The organism is Eisenbergiella tayi, assembly GCF_001881565.1.
GTDB lineage: Bacteria > Bacillota > Clostridia > Lachnospirales > Lachnospiraceae > Eisenbergiella > Eisenbergiella tayi.
This window is the reverse complement of sequence record NZ_MPDJ01000006.1, coordinates 321,660-338,225: the sequence shown is the minus strand read 5'-3', so window position 1 is coordinate 338,225 and position 16,566 is coordinate 321,660. Positions and strand designations below refer to the sequence as shown.

The following is a 16,566-nucleotide window of genomic DNA, read 5'->3' as shown; positions in this document are numbered from 1 at the left end:
TCGATAAGCGCATTTGGCAATATATAAATTAAAAAAAGCGGCCTTGAAATAAAATCAAAGCCGCTGCAGAGTATCCGCCTATATAAATTAGTTTCACGTAAAATAATGCATTCTGTCTTTCACATCCTGATCGGGAATCAGCCTCCCCGAAACAGAAAAAGCGCTGCCAGCACAAGAAGAAGCAGCACCAGCAGGGACAGCAGCATTTCCGGCCGGAACGGCCTCGCGCTGCCCAGATCCCTTTCCGGTTCCAGAAGCATTCCCCACGGACTGTAGGGATTTATAGGCCACTGCAGATACGGATTGTTTTCCCCGCCCACAGACGCCAGGAACTGGTTCCAGTCCCTTTCCAGCTCTCTTTTCCCTTTTTCCCACTCCTGCCCTGTATCCTCCGCCTTCGTCAGGCCGGAAAAGAAACCGGAAGTCTGCCTGCCCTTCCTGCCTGTACGGCTCTCCTTATTGTTCCCGGAGCCGTAGTATTCCCCGGCGGCATATTTCAGCCCCTTCTCCAGTATTTTTCCCGGTTCCCGCTCCTCCATAAAAATCCGCATGATATGATAATATATCCGCCGTACCTTTCCCATATCCGCAGTCTCCCTTAATGCGGAGGCCTGCGCTCCATGCCTGTCGCTGCCCGGCTCCAGATAAAAATTGATGAGCCGCTGGAACGCCTGCCGGATATCCTTTCCCATGGATTTCCCCACTCCCGCATACTCCGAATAAACCTGGGCCTTCACCATGTTTTCCGCAAGCAGGAAACCCGCCAGTTCTTCATTTCCCCTGATTGCGGGCAGCCGCTGATATAAATCCCCTCTGTTTGTAAAATAATCCAGGAATCGCTGCGTCCGTTCTATATCGGCGCCTGAATAATTTTTCCCCTTAAGCTGCCTGACATCCGCATCCGAATACAGGGGTATCGAAAACCGTTCATTCTTCCGGATCTGTTCCCGATACCCTTTCTCCACATGAATCTCCCGGCCATCCCTTTTCCCGTAAAGGACTCCTTCCGGGAACGTCTTTTCCATCCGCTGCGCCGTCCTATCCTGCTTTCCGCCCATATCGGCCCGCATGAAGCTTCCGCCCTGCTGCTCCTTATGAAGCAGTATCACATTCTGGCCAGACTGTTTCAATAACAAAAAGGGAAGGATCTCAGCCGCCCCTTTTTCTCCATAACGGGAAAGAAATGATAAAAGCGCGGGATATCTTACCGCACCCTCTTTTCCCATGAGCTCCAGCAGCAGGGAATTCAGCCTTTGCAGACCGGCCGCCTGCTCCCTGCCGGAAAGCCCCCCGCTGATTTTTTCCAAAAGAGCCTGATAAACAGAGGTTATCTGCTCCAGCTCCTGTTCCAGCCCGACAGACGGACGTATCTGCCAGTCCTCAAGAGTCTCCCATTCCCTGCGCATACTCTCTTCCAGCTGTTTCTGCAGACTTTCCTCTGTCTCTCCATTTTTACCATAACGGAGCGCTTCCCTGGAAAGCTCCGCCTCATCCGCACGCTTTCCTTCCCCGGCAGGCTGCCCTCCGGAAGCCGCCTGGGCATTCTTCTCTTTAGAAGCCGTCCCCATTTTTTCCAGCGCTTCATTCACTGACTCTGCGGAGGCCTTTACAAAATTTTTCCCGATGGCTTCCACCGCCTGGCGCTCCAAATCAGCCGCCTTTTCCTGGACGGCCGCCGTACCCGCGGGCGTTCGTTCTGTTTTTTCCGTAAAATTTACAGGGATAATTTCCATACAAGCCTCCTGTCCTCTTCTACCTCTTTTATCGGCAGGATTCCCTGTAAAATAAACCTGTTTTTACAATGCTCTCAGCTTTTTCATCCGGAAATAATAGCTGGTGACCAAAATCACATCCGCTCCCGCCCAGGCAAGTATCTCCGCATAAAAAATTCCTTCCTCGCCCAGAAGCAGGGGCAGAAGAATCGCCGAGCCGGTCCTCATGATAAATTCCGCGATCCCCGAGGCCATGGGAAGAATGGTATCCCCCATCCCCTGAAGGGCGGAACGGGTCACATGCAGTACATACAGAATGGGCAGGAACACACTCATAATCGCCAGATAATGATAAGCGATTCCCAGCGTCGCCGTCACATCCTCCGGCGCTCCGGAAATGAAACAGCCCAGGATCGCTTTTCCGAAAAGAAGCATGGCCGCAGCAATCACAGCGGAAGTGACCATGGCAACGATCAGCGCGGAACGCATCCCCTTGCTGATCCGGTCAATTTTCTTCGCACCCAGATTCTGCCCCACATAGGTCACCATGGCATAGCCGTAAGAGGTGGCCGCCACCTCCAGAATGCCGTACAGCTTGTTTGTAGCGGTAAATCCGGCGATGAAAAGGACTCCGAAGCCGTTTACCACAAACTGGACAATCATGCCGCCCACCGCGATGATCGCATTTTGGAAAGCCATGGGAAGCCCCAGCTTCATCAGATACATACACAGGGAGCTGTCCATTCGGAAATCCTCTTTGGAAAAGGCGAGTACCTCCACTCGCAGGATGGCAAACAGACAGAAAAGCCCGGAACAAAACTGGGCGATAACCGTCGCGCCAGCCGCTCCCATGATTCCCCAGTGAAAGCCCAGAACAAATACCAAATCCAGAATTACGTTAATAACCGCAGCGACCACCATGGCATACAGCGGTGTTTTCCCGTCACCCAGCGCACGCAGAATGGAAGCCAGTATATTATAAGCCATTACCACCGGAATCCCCGCAAACATAATCCTCAGATAAGACAGGGAATCCTCTATAATCAAATCCGGCGTCTGCAGAAGCTCCAGTATCGGCCGGGCAAAAAACTGGCTGAAAAGAAGCAGCACTATCGAAGTTACCAACGCCAGCAAAAGAGAATTAGCCACCGTTTTACGAAGCCGCTTATAATCACCGGCTCCGAATTCATGAGACATCTTAATGGAAAAGCCCTGGGTAAAGCCCTGAATCGTCCCCAAAATCATCCAGTTCAGCCAGTCCGCCGCCCCAAGCGCCGCCAGCGCCCCCACGCCCAAAGCCTGTCCCACCACCATCGTATCCACAACGGTATAAAGCTGCTGAAAGACATTCCCAATCATCAGCGGCAAAGAAAAAGCCAGGATAAGTTTTAACGGTTTTCCCTCCGTCATGTTCTGAATACGTGCTGCCATCTATTTTCCAACCTTTCTTTTTTCGTTTCCTGTTGTACGGCATGAACCATCCCGGAGCCTTTCCGGCCCTGTGTTCCGTCCTTCCCCTGCGGCTGCCGTTGTGTCCGTTCTGTCCCGCGGCCTGCCTGTTATGTCTGCACTGGTCTTTCTGAAAAAATGGGTGCCTGTTCTTACAGTATCCGCGCTTTCGGTTTCTGTCTGCCCTGAGCGGCGGTGTCTGACGAACGAAGTGAGGAGTTCAGCCGCGGGACAGAAAACGAAAACGCGGATACTGTTAGAACAGCCCCATTTTTGAAGCCAGACCTGCGCAGACATAACAGGCAGGCCGCGGGACGGAACGGACACAACGGCAGCCGCAGGGGAAGGGCGGGACGCAGGGCCGGAAAGGCTCCGGGATGGTTCATGCCGTACAATAGGAAACCTGCACTGCCTTTACAAAGGCTGCATGCAAGTTTATAATCACACTATATCAGAAAATTTCAGAAAACAAAAGGGGCGGATTTATGGTACAGGAAAATACGGTAAATGATTTTTCCAAAGGAAGTGTGGTAAAAAATATTCTTACGCTGGCGCTGCCTATGACATTAGCTCAGCTGATCAATATCCTTTATAATATCGTGGACAGAATGTATATCGGCCGCATTCCGGATCATGCCACCCTTTCCCTTACAGGCCTGGGTCTTTCCATGCCTATTATTTCCGCAGTCATCGCCTTTGCCAATCTGTTCGGGGTCGGCGGTGCGCCGCTCTGTTCCATCGCAAGGGGAAAAGGCGATATCAAGGGGGCGGAAAAAGTGGTCGGCAATGCTTTTACCATGCTGCTGTGTACCGGTGTCCTGCTCACTGTCATGGGGCTGCTGTTTAAAAAGCCCCTTCTGTATGCCTTCGGAGCCAGTGATGCAACCTTTCCCTTTGCCGACAGCTACCTTTCCATTTATCTGCTGGGATGTACCTTTGTAACCGTCAGCCTGGGCATGAACAGTTACATTAACGCCCAGGGCTTTGCCAGGATGGGTATGGTCACGACTCTTATCGGCGCTGTGCTGAATATCATTCTGGATCCTCTTTTCATTTTTACCATGGGTATGGGTATCCGGGGAGCGGCTATCGCCACTGTTATATCCCAGCTGGCTTCGGCCATTTGGACGGTACGCTTTCTTACCAGTCCAAAAGCTATCCTGCGCATCCGTGTATCCTGCATGCGCCCGTGCCTGAAAACCATCCGGGATATCGCGGCTCTCGGACTTTCCAACTTCATGATGTCCATTACCAACAGCATCGTCCAGGTTGTCTGCAACTCCACCCTCTCCCTTTACGGCGGCGATCTGTATGTAGGCGTCATGACGGTAATCAATTCCGTCCGTGAAATTGTCTCCATGCCCGTTTCCGGTATAACCAACGGTTCGCAGCCTGTCATCAGCTTTAACTATGGCGCGGAAAAATATGACCGTATCAAAACCGCCATCCGCTTCATGGCAGTCAGCTGTATCGCCTATACTACTGCAATCTGGGGTATCCTCCATCTGTTCCCTGTTTTCTTCATCCATATTTTCAATACACAGGCTGATTTGGTGGAGGCTGCGGTTCCTTCCATGCAGATATATTACTTCGGCTTTTTTATGATGTCCCTGCAGTTTTCTGGGCAGACCGTATTCCAGGCTCTTGGGAAAGCCAAATATGCCATCTTTTTTTCCATTCTCAGAAAGGTTGTTATCGTGGCCCCTCTGACCATACTTCTCCCCCGCTGGATATCCCCTTCCGTAAACGGTGTTTTTCTCGCGGAGCCCATATCCAATTTCATCGGGGGAACCGCCTGCTTCGTTACCATGCTGATCGTTGTGGGCAGGGAATTGAAGGCGGCCCAGAAAGAGCAGGATGTTATGGCAGACGCTAATATCAGGTGCTGATATACATATAACATTTTTTCAAATTTTCCCAAACATCTATTGACATTTATTTATGTATCGGTTAAAATATAGAACGTTGCCGGAGTTAATCCGTAACAAAATGTGCGCGTAGCTCAGCTGGATAGAGCGTCTGACTACGGATCAGAAGGCCGGGAGTTCGAATCTTCTCGCGCACGCTGAATGAGAATGCTGCAGAATGGTTAATTTATCATTTTGCAGTATTTTTTTAATAAATTTTATTAAAATAAGGACATCCGGAAGCTCTGTTCCATTCCCGCTTCCGGATGTCCTTTTCCCTTAATATAATCCGTTGCTGTACACATTTGAAGCATTGGATACTGCCATCAGCAAATCCACCGCTTCTATGGGATCCGCCGCATGAAACCGGCTGTTAACTGCATCCACCATTTCCACCCTGGGAATAGACGCCGACACAAGAGCGTAACCGGAATATTTATAAGTGATTTCCACATCCAGCTCCTTCAGAGACACCGGAGGTACTTCACGGCAGCCTTTTACCATCTTTTCAGCCGCTTCTTTTATCCTGCGGGCGCTCACTTCGGGATGAAGACAGTCGGCGCAGCTCCAGTTCACGGCTTTCTTTGTGACAGCATATCCAATGGCCGGATTCCACTCCTTTACTTCCTCCTGCAGGCAGTCATCTCCGGAAACCAGGATGACAGGTACTCCGTAAGATCCCGCCAGAGCGGCGTTTATGGCAAATTCCCCTGCGGGCCTTCCATTATAGCTGATGTTCTGGAAAACGCCGCCGCTTATCGTATGGGAAAGCACGCCGCCGGAGCCGCTGCGGCTGTGGTAGCCGATAAACATTGCTCCGTCAAAGCTGGCGTCCAGGCCGCACATCATCATCTGAGGCTTGGGATAGCCGGAAATCAGCCGGGCTGCCGGATGAATATCCTCGATGCACAGGTTTCGCATTGTGCCGTGGGCATCATTTACCACGATTTCCTCCGCACCTGCCAGCAGGGCTCCCTCAATCGCCGCATTCACATCACCGGCCATCAGCTTCCTTCCTCTTTCGTATTCCTCCGCTCCCGGCGACAGGAATTTTTTGTGAGTAATACCGGATATTCCTTCCATATCCGCAGAAATATATATCTTCATATCAACTTATCCTCCCTGATAACCGTCTATTCCTTATCATATATCCTGTGTCCGGTTTCCTTTCCGTCCTTCCAGGATATGTCCACACATTTTCTGCCCTTGATGCAGAGTCCTTTCACATAGCCTTCCTTAAACTGTGCGGGAAGGGCCGGAAGCAAAGTCACGCTGCCGCCTCTGTCCTGTACCAGCATGTTTGCGATTCCGGCAGTCCCGCCGAAGTTGCCGTCGATCTGGAACGGGGGATGGGCATCCCACAGATTCGGATAGGTGGAACGGGTGAGCAGGGTACGCAGATACTCATAGGCTTTTTCCCCGTCCTTAAGCACCGCAAACAGATTGATAATCCATGCGCAGCTCCAGCCGGTATGCCCGCCGCCGTTTTCCAGCCGGTGCATGAGGGATACCCGGCAGGCTTCCGTCAGCTTTGCATCCCCTGCGAATACCTCCGCCGGGAACAGGCCATACAGATGGGAGGCATGGCGGTGGCCGGGCTCCGGCTCTTCATATTCTTCATGCCATTCCAGAAGCTGTCCGAAGCTTCCCGTGCGGAAAGGAGCAAGGCGGGGCATTTTCTCACAGATTTCTTTGTAAAGCGCATCCTGTGTGCCGAGGATTTCACAGATTCTGCAGTAATGGGTGAAGACTTCTTTCACAATGGCCATATCCATGGCAGAAGCATAGGTGAGACCGGTGATCTGCCCATCCGGAAGACGGAACTGGTTCTCCGGTGAGGTGGAAGGGCAAGTCACCCATTCCCCCTGGTATTCCACCAGCCAGTCGTTGAGGAACAGCGCCGCTTCCCGGATAATGGGGGCGGCTGTATTTTTCAGATACTCTTCGTCCCCGCTGTACTCATAGGCCCGGAAAATCTCCTGCGTCAGCCAGGCGCCTCCCATAGGCCAGAAGGCCCAGTTCACACAGCCGTCTTCCCCTGCTTTTTCTCCCTGAGGCACACCTACGGGACTCGTATTGCCCCAATAATCCACATTATGGTGGGCAACGCTTCCTCTGCAGTGATAATTGACCGCAGCCGTTTTCTTTCCTTCCTCGCTGACCCTCTCCACAAACCGGATATAAGGTTCCAGGCATTCCTCCAGGTTACAGCTTAACGCATGCCAGTAATTCATCTGGGTATTGATATTGATGGTCCAGTTGCTGCTCCAGGGCGCGCGCAGCTCCCAGCTCCAGATTCCCTGCAGATTAGCAGGAAGGCTCCCTTCCCGTGAAGACGCGATGAGCAGATATCTTCCGTACTGGAAAAAGAGACCGTAAAGTCCGTTATCCTCTTCGCCCTTTTTCAAAAGCTCTAGCCGTTCCTCCGTAGGGAGGTCTTTCTGTTCGCCCAGGTACAGCTCCACTTTATCGTAAATGCTGCGATAATCCTGGATATGCGCCGCTTTCAGGGCTTCGTAATCCATATTGTCAGGAAGCACAGGCTGTCTCATGGCAGAGATCATCAGCAGGCAGCGGGATGCGCCGCTGACATGGAGCATTTCCCCTTCTTCCCGGACTTGCCCGTCACAGGAAACCACCCGGAATTCTGCATTCACCTGCATTCCCTTTGTTCCCTGGACAACGGAGCCTTCCCTCTCCGGAAGATAGGAAGGATCCACATGCTCCGGACAACGGCCCGTGACCTGCAGCGCCCCGTCCTCCGCGCTGACAGCAAGGCAAAGCTGAGATATAAAGGAAATCGTAAAATCCATAACCGGTTTATCCGCAGTGAGCAGGACAAATATGGCTTTTGCAGGATAACTTGCAAAATACTCCCGCTGATAATGCACTTCATTGCAGGTATAGGAAACCTGTGCCACCGCGTTTTCCAGATCCAGCTGTCTCCGGTATCCTTCCGCTTTCCCTTCTTTGCCGCTTCCATATGCAAACTTCAGTTTCAGATTTCCCAGAGGAAGGTAGGATTCATTGTATTCCCCCAGCATATTGTTCTGTATCAGCCGCTCCGCCTCTTTATTCTTTCCTGAAAAAACAAGGCTTCTTACTTCTTCCAGACAGTCGGCCGCCTTCGCATTATTCTTATCCTTATAATAACCGGACCACACACTCTCTTCGTTCAGGCCAAGGATTTCTTCCTCCGCACCGCCCAGAATCATCGCCCCCAGGCTTCCGTTCCCGATAGGCAGGCTCTCTTCCCAGCGTTCCGCACTTTTTTCATACCAAAGCATCATTTCCTTCATCTCTTTTCCTCTCTTCCCTGCGCCGTTTTTTCAGACACGCAGAATATCCATCAGCTCTTCCTTCGTAAAGGACGCCATTCCCATTTCTTCCCCTCCCAGGATTTTATCTGCCAGTTCCTTCTTTTTCTCCTGAAGAGACACTATCTTTTCTTCAATCGTCCCTTTGGCGATCAGCTTGTACACTGTCACCACGTTCTGCTGCCCGATCCGGTGCGCCCGATCGGTCGCCTGATTCTGAACCGCCACATTCCACCAGGGGTCAAAATGGATGACGATATCCGCCGCCGTCAGATTCAGCCCGGTTCCCCCTGCCTTCAGGGAAATACAGAACACCTGGGTTTCATCTTTGTTAAAGCTTTCCACCAGTTCCAGCCTCTTCAGCTTCGGCGTACTTCCATCCAGGGCATAAAAGCTTATATCCTCTTTCACCAGTTCCTGCTTCAGCCGTTCCAGCATGGAGGTAAACTGGGAAAAAAGCAAAACCTTATGTCCGCCCTCCGCCGCATTGCGTATCAGCTCCAGGCAAAGCTGCATTTTAGCCGATCCCCCTGCATATCCTTCAAAAAGCAGGCCGGGATCACAGCAAATCTGCCGCAGCTTGGTAAGCTCCGCCAGTACCTGGATCTGCTTACCGGCAAATTCCTGTTCTGTCTGTTTGGAGAGGACCGCCAGAAGCCGCTGGACATGCGCATCATAAAGGCTGCTCTGTTCGTCCTCCAGGACGGCCACCATATTTTTCTCGATTTTATCCGGCAGATCGGTGAGCACATCCTTTTTCAGCCTTCGTAAAACAAAGGGACGTATCATCCGGTGAAGCCGCTCCGCCGCTTCCTCATCCCCGCCGGTCACAACCGGGGTTTCCAGCTCCTCACGGAAACGCCCGTAGGCAAAAAGGAAGCCCGGCATCAGAAAATCAAAAATACTCCACAGCTCACTGAGACGGTTTTCCACCGGCGTGCCGGTGAGAGCCAGGCGGAAACCTGCGGGAACCTGCTTCACTGCCCTGGATGCCTGTGTGGAATGGTTCTTGATAAATTGGGCTTCATCAATTACCTCACAGGCAAAGCTCATTTTTTCATAAAGGAGGATATCCCTGCGCAGAAGGTCATAGGAGGTGATCACCACTCCCTTTCCCTGTGCTTCCACGCGCTTGAGCAGCTCCTCCCTTTCCTTCACATTTCCGGCAGCCGTATAAACAGGAAGCGCCGGGGCAAATCGTTCCAGCTCGCTTTTCCAGTTATAAACCAGTGACGCCGGACAGACAATCAGCCAGGGCCTTCCCGGATTTTCCCCGCTCTCCTTCCATTCCGACAGGAGAAAAGCGATGACCTGCAGAGTCTTTCCCAGGCCCATATCATCCGCCAGGATGCCTCCGAAGCCGTTGGCCTTCAGCGTTTTTATCCACAAAAATCCCTGTTTCTGATATCCCCGCAGAATATTGTCCAGTTCGCCAGGGATTTCAAAATCATTGTCATCCACCGTTTTCATATTCCGGACAAGGGAACGGAAGCTCTTGTTTTTCTGAAGAGCCAGGCCGCTGTTTTCCTTCAGGCTGCTGTCCAGATACATGGCACGGTAACGGGGTATTTCCGCCTTCCCGTCCTTCAGGGACGCATCGGTAATCTGAAGCTCCTGCTTCAGCCTGCCCAGCGTACGGATTCCCTCGTCGCTCAAATCCACGAAGCTGCCGTTTTTCAGCCGGTAATACTTCTTGCGCCTGTCGTACCTGGACAGGATATCAACCAGCTGATCCACCGGCATCTCCTCCGACTGCAGCGTAAGCTCCAGCAGCTCCCCTTCCAGGGAAACGCCCACCGACACATGGGGCGCGGGCAGTATCTTCATATTTCTGACAGAATCCGATATATATACGTCACACAGCTCCTGAAGCCTGGGAATGCCTTCCTGAAGAAAAGTAAAAAGCCGCTCCTCATTTTTCTGGATCACCATCTGATGCTTTTCGGGATCATAAGCGTCAAAAAAGGCGCTCACCAGCCCCGCCATCTTCATTTCCCTGTGCGCGTCCCGCCTGTCTGCCAAATTAAAATTTTCATAGAGATTATGCTTTTCTTCCCCATAGACTGAGTATAACTCGCAGGTAAGCAGATCCCTCTGGGGCGCATCCAGGTAAATTTCAAATACAGCCTCCTCCGGCAGATATTCCTCCGGTATAAAGCTCTGCATTTTCACCTCAAAATGCTCCTGCAGCACCGGAAGCATGTCCCTGGCAAAGGCAGGAAGCTCGTCCGCCGCCACATAAAGCCCGTTCTTTCCGAAGCTTTCCATGTAAAGAAGGAACTCGCGCACCTCCTCTATCCGTTCTCTGTCCGTTTTCCAGATAATCCCGTCATCAAAAAAGTAACCGTACCTGTTTCCGGTAACAAACTGCATACGCTGCAGCTTTATGGAAATCCCTGTCTTATCTCCATTGATTTCCAGAAGCCTCTCCGGCTCCCCTTCCCGGATTTCCCATTCCCGGCTGCTTTCCTCATCCACTGCTCCAAAAAACGGGGCTGCCTGTGCCGCCTCCAGGAATTCATCCGCCTGATCCCCTGCTATATTCAATTCCCTCTTATATACCGTGGACAAATAATTTCCCAGGTAGCTGCTTCCTTTCAGAAGCGTAAACTGCAGGAACCGCACCATGGGCCTGCTCTCCGGCGCAAAGGCCTCCGGATGATGGTAGAATTCCAGCTCCCTGCCATAGCTTACACGCTCATTCCTTGCCACCGCATTCACGAAATCCCCGATATTTTTCAGCACATACATCCGGGTGTTCCCAATCCGGAATTCCGCCTTCATGCTTCCCCCGGTCAGCTTGAAATGAGGCTCCAGACGGACCTTCCCCAGGATTTCCTGCTGCATCAGGTTTACCTTATCCTTCATCACATACTGCCCCAGGATCCCATCGAAGCCATAGGTGGTAGTACGCACGGAGGGCGCTGCCGCCCTGCTCACAGGCAGGATCCGGGACGCGGCCTTCCCCAGCCTGCGCTCCTCCAGATAAGTGAGCAGCACCGCCGCACAATGCTTGCAAAGCCCGGCATAGGTATAAAAAGCAGGGCACTCGCACTCATATTCCAGGATTTCCCGGTAGTCTTCATCTATTTTAATCTTTACTTCATAAAGATTTCCATGACTGCCATTTACGTTGGCCTCCATGGAAATTACCTCGAAGCCGTCTTCTTTTCCCTTTGTCCACTGCAGATTGCGCACGGAACCCCTCCGGCTCAATTCCTCTCCCTTTTCAAAGGTCGTCTTATGGCATTCCCGACGGATATCTGTCCGACTCAGCATAATCTCGGTTTCCTCCGCTGTTTTCATGTTTTCCCTGACTGGTCCCGATACTGTAAGAACCGGATTTATCATACCATTTTCTGAAGGAAATATCCATCCTGTAAAACCAAAGGTTGAGGTTACGGACGGATCCCTATATAATTGGGATGAGAACAAAAAAACGCGGATCTGCTGCCGGAAGCAGCAGAAAGGAGACAGAGCGGGCATGGACGGCAGAATATTACTTGTAGATGATGAAAAAGATATCGTGGATCTGTTGGAAAATGTCCTGACAGAGGAAGGCTTTTCTTTGATCCAAAAAGCGTATACCGGTACCGAAGCCATAAGGCTGTGCAGGGAATATAATCCTGACATCGTCATTCTGGATATCATGCTCCCGGATCTGGACGGCCTGGAGGTATGCCGAAAGATACGGGAATTCTCTTACTGCTCCATCCTGTTCCTTTCCTCCCGAAACGACGATATCGATAAAATTCTGGGCCTGGCCTGCGGAGGAGATGATTATATCACCAAGCCCTTCAGCCCCCGTGAGATGGTGTACCGCGTCAAGGCACAGCTGAGGCGTCAGCAGTATCAGAACGCGGTTCCGTCCCATGCCGGAGGACTGCTGACGGCAGGGCCTCTCACCCTGGATGAGGAAAGCTGCCGGGCCTATAAGGACGGGCAGGAGCTCAGCCTGACCGGCCGGGAATTCCTGCTGCTCGCCTGTCTTATGGAAAATGTGGACCGGATTCTCTCCAAAGAAAGGCTTTACGAACATGTATGGGGGGAATACAGCAGCATCTGTGACAATACCATAATGGTCCATATCCGGCACCTGAGGGAAAAGCTGGAGGATAACCCTTCCGTTCCCCGTCAGCTGATCACGGTAAAGGGCCTGGGCTATAAATTAAAGAAAAAGGTGGACTAATCTGCATGAAAAGCTCCGGTTACCGTTCCATTTTCCATATTTACCTGATTTTTTTCCTCTCCCTTTTCGGCGCCCTGACGGCGGCAGTCATTCTTTCCTTTCTCCTCTTTTCCCTGCAAAAGCCGGATGGCTCTCTTGTAAGAAGCGACTGGCCCAAAAAGTTCACGGAACAATTCAGGGAACAGATTGTTTTTGCAGAAGGGAAACCGCTGCTGCTCCAGTCAGGAATGGAATTATTGCAGGAGGAAGGAATCGGCCTCCAGCTCCTGGATGCCTCGGGCCGGGAGATTTACAGCTTCCAAAAGCCGGAATATGCTCCCGGCGTCTATTCTGCACCGGATCTGCTGCTTCTTTTCTCAGAAGGACAGACGCAGGACGGACAGGGGATTTGTTTTGCCTCCCCATTGTCCGGTGATTATTGCTGCCTTCTCTATTTTCCCATAAAGGTATCCAAGGCCACCATATATTTGAACGGACAGCGTTTTACCGGCGGGAAAACAGTTATTCTGGCTGCGGCTGCCATTCTCTTCCTCATCATCCTTTTTTCCGGCCTTGCCTATGGCGTATTCACCACACGGAGCATGAACCGGCTGATCACCTCTATCCGGGAAATCGCCGCCCGCAGCTACCTGCCCGTCAGCGGCGGCGGCGTCTTCCGTGATCTCTACGACAGCATGAACCTTCTGGACAGGGAAATCCGCACCAGCGACCGGCTGAGGGAACAGACCGAAAGGATGCAGGAAGAATGGATCGCCAACATCACCCATGACCTGAAAACTCCCCTGTCCCCCATCCGGGGCTATGCGGAACTTATGCAGGAGCCCGGTTCCACTAAACAGGAGCAATACGGCCATTATGCGCGGATCATCCTGAAAAATACATCCTACATGGAAGCGCTCATCGATGACCTGAAGCTGACTTATCAGCTGAAAAATGGAATGGTTCCCATGAAAAAAGAGGAGCAGAACCTTGTCCGTTTTCTCAGGGAGCTTGTCATTGATATCTTGAATACCCCCGAATATGAACAACGCCGGATTCTCTTTACCTGCACCCGGGAAACCATTCTTTTTTCCTTCGATCCCACTCTCCTGACGCGTGCTTTCCGGAACCTTATCCTGAATGCCTTTCTCCATGGGGAAGCGGATACAGAGGCCGCCCTGCACATCTGCCAGGAGGGGACTATGATTCAGATAACCGTCTCCGACAACGGAAAAGGAATCCCTGAAAAGGATCAGGAAAATCTCTTCCGCCGCTATTACCGGGGAACCGGAACGGATGAGAAAACCGAGGGAACCGGCCTGGGGCTTGCCATTGTAAAAAATATCGTTTCCCTGCACAAAGGTACCATCTCCGTTTCCAGTATCCCCGGAACGGGAACGGCCTTTCATATACGCTTTCCCTTGTCTTAAGGTTAATTAAGGTTGCCTGAAAATCCGGTTAAGGTTGGCAGTTTATCATGTCTCTATGATAACTGACAACCTTTTTGTGTATCTTTAGGAGGTGCAACCTTGAATATTGTCCTGAAATACATCCTCACCAATTTAAAAGAACGGAAACTGCGGACAGCAGTCATGCTGCTTTCCATACTCTTGTCCTCCATGCTTCTGTTCGTTTCCTTTTCCATCAGCGAATCCTATGAAAGCGCACAGCAGAAAATGGCCAGAGGGATGGCCGGAAGCGCCACACTTGCTGTTTCATCCGCTGACGGCACAAGCCTGGTGCCGGCCGATGCCATCCCCGCCCTTCCCTCCATCCGGGCAAGCGCAGGGGTTCTGGAGGCGTCCGCCCTTTATAAGGAAAATGGCTATTATGAAACCATTGATCTGGTAGCCGCCCCATTGTCCCAGCTGAATCAAATCAATCCGCCCCGCTTAAAAAACGGCGGAGAACTTTCCGGTTTTTCCGGCAGCAGGATCCTCTTACCCGATCGGTTTACCTCCAAATACGGGATAGAAAAGGGGGATACCATCACCCTGCAGATAAAGGGAAATCCGATAAGCTTTGAAGTGGCGGATATCGCTTCCTACGATACGGTTTTCCTGCGTCACACAAGAGGAGCAACCGCCCTTCTTCCTCTGGAAACCCTTTCCGGACTATTGGGAGAAGGGGAAGGCTTCAGCCGGATTTTGCTGGAACCGGCTGACGGCGTTTCCACAGCCAGCCTGAAGCAGGAGCTGGAAGCCGCTCTGCCGGACAGAGCATACCACGTGACGGAAATCGTGGATGAAGCCCGTATCGCTGCGGATGCAAGACAGAAATCCATGCCCTTTTTCCTGATCAGCTTTTTCTCGCTGACCATGAGTGTCTTCATCATATTCAGCAGCTACAAGGTCATCACCCTGGACAGGCTGCCTGTCATCGACACCTTCCGCAGCATCGGCGCAACCCGGAAAACCGTTTCCCGTATTCTACTGCTGGAAAGCCTCCCGTATGGCTGCGCAGGCGGACTGCTGGGCATACCGCCCGGAATCCTGGTACTGTATTTCCTCCTTCAGGGCATGGGGGAAAACCTGTCCCAGGGAATGGAAATTCCCATAGTCATCTCTGTATACGGCCTTTTCAGTTCCTTTGCCGTCGCGGTAACCGTCTCCCTTCTCAGCGCCTGGATTCCTGTACACAGGGCCAGCCGCCTGCCGGTAAAGGAAGTGGTTCTCGGAAATGTGGAAGAAGAACCGGTTTCCTGCCCCCTCGTCCTGATTACAGGCGCCGCCCTGTTTTTTCTGTCCGTCATCCTTCCCAAAGCCGCTCCGGAGAACCTGCTTTATCCGGCGGGCGCCCTTTCCCTGCTCGGACTTCTCTGCGCGGCGATCATGCTCATTCCGCTGCTGACCAACGCGGCGTCACGCAGCCTGGAATTCCTTTATGGCTTCTTTCCCGGCAATGAATGCAGACTGGCTGCCAGGAACATGCGTGACAACAAGAATGTCACCCAGAATGTCACCCTCCTGTTCATCAGCATATCCGCCGTCATCGTCATCCGTGTGGTGGGAAGCTTTGTGACCACCTATGTGAGCGATGTTTTCAACGGCGCAGAACTGGAAGGCTTCGCGGACGGAATGATGGATCAGGCCTTTGTCGATGAAGTGAAGGCGATGGACGGCGTGGAAAAGGTACTCCCTCTCTATGTCTTTAACGGAAAGCTGCAGGGGAACGGCATTCCTTTTTCCCGTCTGGAGGCCACTTCCAATCTGGAATGGTATAACACCATGTTCGCCCTCCATTACACCGGGCAGGAAGAAAAAGAACAGGCCGAAACAGGTTTTGTTTCCGGCCGGGCGATTATCCTGAGTGAAGACAGGATGAAGCAGGCCGGCTTATCCCCGGGCGATACCATCCGTTTATCCGACGGCGCTTCGGAAGAGGCTTACACCGTGGCAGGAAGCTTTAAATCAAGGGCTACCGATGTGGAGGCTGTGATTGACTCCGACTGTGCGGTAACTGATTTCAGCCCCTCCTCCTATGGTTTCCTGGCATATACCGCCGCCGACCCGGAGGCAGTCATGATTCAAATCCGGGATCTGTTCGCAGACACTCCCAACTGGAGCCGCACGGTGGAAGAATTTAATACGGATGCCCTTTCTACTGTAGGCGCTTTCCTTCAGCCCATGCACAGCATGACCTACTTTATCTTACTCCTGGCCGCCATAGGCGTAATCAACAACCTTCTGATTAACTATATGCAGAAACGGCGGAGCATCGCCATGTATAAGTCCGTGGGCTTAAGCTGCCGTCAAAACAGGAAAATGACCCTGACCGAAGGCTTCTCCTCCGGCCTGCTGGGGGCTTTGATCGCCATGTTTGTTTCCTACCAGGAAATACAAACGATCTTTCTGGTGGCCGGCCCGAAAATATCCATGGTTCCCAGACTGGAGGCCTCTTCCTTCCTGACCGCCGGTATGCTCGGAATCCTGGTAACCCTGCTCGGTTCTGTCGTCCCTATCTGGAAAAGCCGCAGGATGAATCTGATCGAAGAAATAAAATTTGAATAAGAA

Annotated in this window: 9 protein-coding genes and 1 tRNA gene; 5 read left to right on the top strand and 5 right to left on the bottom strand. The window is 52.0% G+C overall.

The window, feature by feature from the left end; genetic code table 11:
- Nucleotides 1–137: 137 nt before the first annotated feature.
- Nucleotides 138–1,733 (bottom strand): hypothetical protein, encoded by a 1,596-nt coding sequence (locus tag BLA28_RS23460; RefSeq protein ID WP_069155369.1) that lies wholly within the window; start codon nt 1,731–1,733, stop codon nt 138–140.
- Nucleotides 1,734–1,796: 63 nt separating this feature from the next.
- Entirely contained in the window at nt 1,797–3,143 is a 1,347-nt protein-coding gene (locus BLA28_RS23455; protein ID WP_069155118.1) for an MATE family efflux transporter, read from the bottom strand.
- A gap of 503 nt (nt 3,144–3,646) precedes the next feature.
- Here BLA28_RS23455 and BLA28_RS23445 point away from each other — a divergent pair.
- Complete coding sequence (locus BLA28_RS23445) at nt 3,647–5,050, top strand: MATE family efflux transporter (RefSeq protein ID WP_069155367.1); 1,404 nt, start codon at nt 3,647–3,649, stop codon at nt 5,048–5,050.
- A 102-nt stretch (nt 5,051–5,152) separates the two neighbouring features.
- Nucleotides 5,153–5,226: transfer RNA gene (locus BLA28_RS23440), tRNA-Arg, on the top strand.
- Nucleotides 5,227–5,347: 121 nt separating this feature from the next.
- Here the strand turns inward: BLA28_RS23440 and BLA28_RS23435 are convergent.
- The 3 genes from BLA28_RS23435 to BLA28_RS23425 are packed head-to-tail and all read right to left on the bottom strand — an operon-like array spanning nt 5,348 to nt 11,664.
- Complete coding sequence (locus BLA28_RS23435) at nt 5,348–6,175, bottom strand: M55 family metallopeptidase (RefSeq protein WP_069155366.1); 828 nt, start codon at nt 6,173–6,175, stop codon at nt 5,348–5,350.
- Nucleotides 6,176–6,201: 26 nt separating this feature from the next.
- Nucleotides 6,202–8,367, bottom strand: a complete 2,166-nt coding sequence (locus BLA28_RS23430; protein WP_069155365.1) for a glycoside hydrolase family 95 protein — start codon at nt 8,365–8,367, stop codon at nt 6,202–6,204.
- A 30-nt stretch (nt 8,368–8,397) separates the two neighbouring features.
- Nucleotides 8,398–11,664, bottom strand: coding sequence for a DEAD/DEAH box helicase (locus BLA28_RS23425; protein ID WP_069156514.1), 3,267 nt, complete (start codon nt 11,662–11,664; stop codon nt 8,398–8,400).
- Between the two features lie 205 nt (nt 11,665–11,869).
- Here BLA28_RS23425 and BLA28_RS23420 point away from each other — a divergent pair, with 205 nt between their 5' ends.
- From BLA28_RS23420 to BLA28_RS23410, 3 genes are all read left to right on the top strand, one after another.
- Complete coding sequence (locus BLA28_RS23420) at nt 11,870–12,574, top strand: response regulator transcription factor (protein ID WP_069156513.1); 705 nt, start codon at nt 11,870–11,872, stop codon at nt 12,572–12,574.
- A 5-nt stretch (nt 12,575–12,579) separates the two neighbouring features.
- Nucleotides 12,580–13,983, top strand: a complete 1,404-nt coding sequence (locus BLA28_RS23415; RefSeq protein ID WP_069155364.1) for a sensor histidine kinase — start codon at nt 12,580–12,582, stop codon at nt 13,981–13,983.
- A 99-nt stretch (nt 13,984–14,082) separates the two neighbouring features.
- Nucleotides 14,083–16,563, top strand: coding sequence for an ABC transporter permease (locus tag BLA28_RS23410; protein WP_069155363.1), 2,481 nt, complete (start codon nt 14,083–14,085; stop codon nt 16,561–16,563).
- Nucleotides 16,564–16,566 lie beyond the last annotated feature (3 nt).

Excerpts from the sequence above, each read along its gene's own strand:
- BLA28_RS23460 (WP_069155369.1), bottom strand. The coding sequence starts at position 1,733 with ATGGAAATTATCCCTGTAAATTTTACGGAAAAAACAGAACGAACGCCC.
- BLA28_RS23455 (WP_069155118.1), bottom strand. The coding sequence starts at position 3,143 with ATGGCAGCACGTATTCAGAACATGACGGAGGGAAAACCGTTAAAACTT.
- BLA28_RS23445 (WP_069155367.1), top strand. The coding sequence starts at position 3,647 with ATGGTACAGGAAAATACGGTAAATGATTTTTCCAAAGGAAGTGTGGTA.
- BLA28_RS23435 (WP_069155366.1), bottom strand. The coding sequence starts at position 6,175 with ATGAAGATATATATTTCTGCGGATATGGAAGGAATATCCGGTATTACT.
- BLA28_RS23430 (WP_069155365.1), bottom strand. The coding sequence starts at position 8,367 with ATGAAGGAAATGATGCTTTGGTATGAAAAAAGTGCGGAACGCTGGGAA.
- BLA28_RS23425 (WP_069156514.1), bottom strand. The coding sequence starts at position 11,664 with ATGCTGAGTCGGACAGATATCCGTCGGGAATGCCATAAGACGACCTTT.
- BLA28_RS23420 (WP_069156513.1), top strand. The coding sequence starts at position 11,870 with ATGGACGGCAGAATATTACTTGTAGATGATGAAAAAGATATCGTGGAT.
- BLA28_RS23415 (WP_069155364.1), top strand. The coding sequence starts at position 12,580 with ATGAAAAGCTCCGGTTACCGTTCCATTTTCCATATTTACCTGATTTTT.